Here is a 3,443-nt window from a genome sequence, read left to right on the forward strand (position 1 = left end):
CACGAAGCGAAGACTCAGTTCTCCCGGCTGCTGGAGCAGGCCCATGCGGGGCAGGAGATCATCCTCGCCAAGGCCGGCCAGCCTTATGCGCGGATGGTGCCGCTGGCGCAGCAGGCAGGCGGGCGGCGGCCCGGCCGCCTCGCAGGACAGGTCGGGCCGGAATTCTTCGAGCACCTGCCGGAAAGCGAACTGGCGGCCTGGGAAGGCCGATGAAGCTGCTGCTCGACACCCACGCCCTGCTCTGGTGGTGGACCGACGACTCACAGCTTTCCTCCCGCGCCCGGTCCTGCATCCAGAACGAAGGCAATCTGGTTCTGGTCAGCGCGGCCAGCGCCTGGGAAATCGCCACCAAGTTCCGCCTCGGCAAGCTGGCGGGGGCCGGTGCGGCAGCCGAGCGCTTCCATGAACTGGTGGAGGCCGACGGCTTTACGCACTTGCCGGTGAGCTACTTGCACGCTCTGCGCGCAGGGGCTTATCGGCTGGAGCACCGGGATCCTTTCGACCGGGTACTGGCCGCCCAAGCCGAACTGGAATCCGCCAGCCTGGTCACGCGCGATCCGGTTTTCGGTTTGTTTGGCACGCGGCTTGTCTGGTAACGCAGCCAAGGGCTGGCTGCCGGAGCGCCGCGCAAGCCAGCCCTGATCTCTTCGCAGTTTATCCTTCAGATAGGCGTAGCAGACCGCCGCGGCGATGACGCCGGCGATGCCGAAGGCGGCTCCCATGACCAGCCTGGCCGGCAGCCGTTGCCGCAGCAGTTCCCCAGGCGCGCGCCGCGATCTGGCCGCTGGCCACCGACAATGCGCGCATCTATCCGGTCTTTGCACGCGTCTGCCCACGCTGTCGCGGCGAGCTGCGAATCATTGCCTTCATCACCGACGCGGGCGCCGTGCGCGAGATCCTCTCGCACTTGGGCGAGCCGACACGTCACCGCCGTCTCATGAGCACCGCACCGCCATCGCCGACGGCAAACAGCACAACGACTGGTTGAACGCTTTCCAGCAGCGGCATCGCCCGCCGGTGGAAACGACAGGCAGCCTGCTGTTGCTCTACGAGGCCCGGAAGGCCCATCAGGCGGCGCTGCTGCAAACGCTGGCAGCGGCGCTCGACGGCCTGGCCGATCCGGGCGGTCAACGTATCGTCGCTCCCGCACGAGTCACCACCCTGAACAGTCTCGCCGTGCCGCGACTCGACGGCCGCAGCCTGGTCACCGCCTTCTCACTTGGCGCCCGCTTCGTCGTTCGCCAGACCGCCGGACGAAGGGGGTGCAAACCGGTCTGTTCGGTGCCATGGCGCCCTACTGGCTCACGCTTCTCCCGCGGATCGACGGGCTGATCTTCGGAACCACGGTTTCGTCGGACGGCCAGGCTCCGCTGATCGGCCTGGACCCGGATACCGACGGCGCTTACCCGTTGCTCCCCGCCGACGCCCATGATGGGCCGCGGCTTCGCCCGCGCCCGGCGTATCATGCCATTTGGCGCCGGCCAGCGTTCGGCACTCGACACCGCCCGCGCCGCCATGGCCCGAACCGCTCCCGGCGTCAGCGCGCAAAGAAGCGGTCGTAGAAGACCGTTCCATGCCAATGGAAAACATCGCGGAAGCGGTATTCGAACCACCTGTGTCGCCGGTGAGGGCGCATTCCTGTACGTGTCCCAGGATCAAGGCGACTGCCGGATCTTGCGTCGCCATCTGGCGTCCAGCGAAGCCGACGGACGGATCGCATTTCGACAGCATGCGCCGCAGGAGGGCGACTGGACGGTGGACATCGCCGCCACCGTGGTCGAAGCCGAATTGATCCTGGTGCTGCTCAGCGCCGAGTTCCTGTCCACACCTTCTTGCCGTGGCGATTTCGAGCACGTGCTGAACCGATCGCTGTCGGGCCAGACGCGGCTGATCCCGGTCCAATCGCGTCGCAGCGACTGCTGAAACTGATCCCGACGCCCAGCCGCTTCCCGCTTTTGTCCGTGGAGGGCCGTTCGATTGCCGAGACGCCGGACCTCGAAGAAACCCTCGCCGACATCGCCGGGGCCATCCGCCAGGTCATCGACGAATTGCGTCCGACAACCGACCCGGACGACCAGCCGGTATCGTCATCGTTTTCGCCGAACCTGGTCCATAAGCAGCCTGAGTTCGGGATAAGCGAATCCAAAATTGGCAAATCAGGTATCGATGATCAAAGGTGGGTGGCCAAATGTATTCATCTTGCCGGCGTTTCCTTATCTACCTATCTGACCCTTTCGAAAACGGCACTATTCTTGCCGCCCGAGGGCTTGGGTTAGCCTGCCCAAAGATCATCGCCCCTGCGTTTGAAAACACAGCCGCCGGTAGATGAATTGCATAGAAAGGACAGCGCGGCGCCCTTGATTTACAGGGTAATCAAGCGGTCAGGCGGAGCGTCACTCCGGTCGTAAGATAGCTTTGCCGTGCAATCGGCGTCGATTTCGGCGATCCACAGCCCGTTCTGCCCAATATTGTCCTGACTCCAACGGCCAACCCACTGACCGCTGAACGCCGCGCACGATTCGGGGACAGCAGCGGAGGGTTTGATCACGATCATCGCTGCACGGGCGGCTTTGGTGCAACGGTGGCACGTGATTCAACACGAGCTGGTGCCCGAGTGGGTCGAGCCATTCGGTCCGCTGACGCCGAAACTGGAGAAGCTGATCCACCTCCTGGAATGGGTACGCATCGAGGAGTTTACGGGAACATCGTGGAGTGGAGTGGGACATCCGCCCTTTGAGCGAGCCTGGCTGGCGAACGCCTTTGTGGCCAAGGCGGTGCCGGGGTTGGCGACGACCGTTGGGCTGATCGAGCGACTGATGACCGACCGTGCGCTGCGCCGCATCAGTGGTTTCCCGCTGGGCAAGAAACTGCCTTCCAAAGCCACGTTCTCGCGCGCCTTCGACGAGTTTGCCGAAAGCGGCCTGGGCCAGCGCGTGCATGAAGCCCTGGTCGAGGAACATCTCGGGGACCAACTGATCGGGCGTCTCAGTCGCGATGGCACGGCCATCGAAGCACGCGAGCACCCGTCGCGGCAGGAACCGCCCGCAGTGAACGCGGCCGGCACGGCACAATCGACGCTGTTTCCGGCGGAAGCGAGCCCAGCCCAAGCGACTGCGCCTGAAATACAGGCGCCGGCGAGCACGCGAGACCGACCTCGGCGTGGCGAAGCGCGTCCGGCCGCGAAGCCGTCTCCGATCCAGCGCCAACGCGGGCAGACTTTGGCGGAAATGCCCGACGAGATCCCGACGGTCTGTGATCGCGGCACGAAGTGCAATGCGCAAGGCTGCAAGAACAGTTGGAGCGGCTACAAGCTACCTCTCGACACCGCCGATTGTGGCGTACCGATTGCGGTCCTGCTCTCCAGCGCCTCGATGCACGACAGCCTGGCCGCCGTGTCCTTTCGGCAGAGCTGCAAATCCGCGGCGGCGCTTGAGTGCGGCACC

The 3,443-nt window shown here is 64.9% G+C and carries 6 protein-coding genes; all 6 read left to right on the top strand.

The window, feature by feature from the left end; translation table 11 throughout:
- Positions 1–213, top strand: a 213-nt coding sequence (locus tag RKP46_RS06385; protein WP_311105866.1) for a type II toxin-antitoxin system prevent-host-death family antitoxin, incomplete at its 5' end; no start/stop codon positions are given.
- Positions 210–596 carry a type II toxin-antitoxin system VapC family toxin gene (locus RKP46_RS06390; protein ID WP_311105867.1) on the top strand — a complete coding sequence of 129 codons (387 nt, stop codon included), beginning with the start codon at positions 210–212 and terminating at the stop codon, positions 594–596. The genes RKP46_RS06385 and RKP46_RS06390, both read left to right, overlap by 4 nt.
- Before the next feature lie 388 nt (positions 597–984).
- Positions 985–1,332 carry a hypothetical protein gene (locus tag RKP46_RS06395; protein WP_311105868.1) on the top strand — a complete coding sequence of 116 codons (348 nt, stop codon included), beginning with the start codon at positions 985–987 and terminating at the stop codon, positions 1,330–1,332.
- Between the two features lie 96 nt (positions 1,333–1,428).
- Positions 1,429–1,923 (top strand): hypothetical protein, encoded by a 495-nt coding sequence (locus RKP46_RS06400; RefSeq protein ID WP_311105869.1) that lies wholly within the window; start codon positions 1,429–1,431, stop codon positions 1,921–1,923.
- Between the two features lie 38 nt (positions 1,924–1,961).
- Positions 1,962–2,276, top strand: coding sequence for a hypothetical protein (locus tag RKP46_RS06405; RefSeq protein WP_311105870.1), 315 nt, complete (start codon positions 1,962–1,964; stop codon positions 2,274–2,276).
- 312 nt (positions 2,277–2,588) lie between these two features.
- Positions 2,589–3,443, top strand: an 855-nt coding sequence (locus RKP46_RS06410) for a transposase (RefSeq protein ID WP_409194110.1), incomplete at its 3' end; no start/stop codon positions are given.

It is taken from the genome of Accumulibacter sp., from assembly GCF_031732815.1.
GTDB lineage: Bacteria > Pseudomonadota > Gammaproteobacteria > Burkholderiales > Rhodocyclaceae > Accumulibacter.

Coding starts and splice junctions, on each gene's coding strand:
- RKP46_RS06400 (WP_311105869.1), top strand. CDS start 1,429: ATGATGGGCCGCGGCTTCGCCCGCGCCCGGCGTATCATGCCATTTGGC.
- RKP46_RS06390 (WP_311105867.1), top strand. CDS start 210: ATGAAGCTGCTGCTCGACACCCACGCCCTGCTCTGGTGGTGGACCGAC.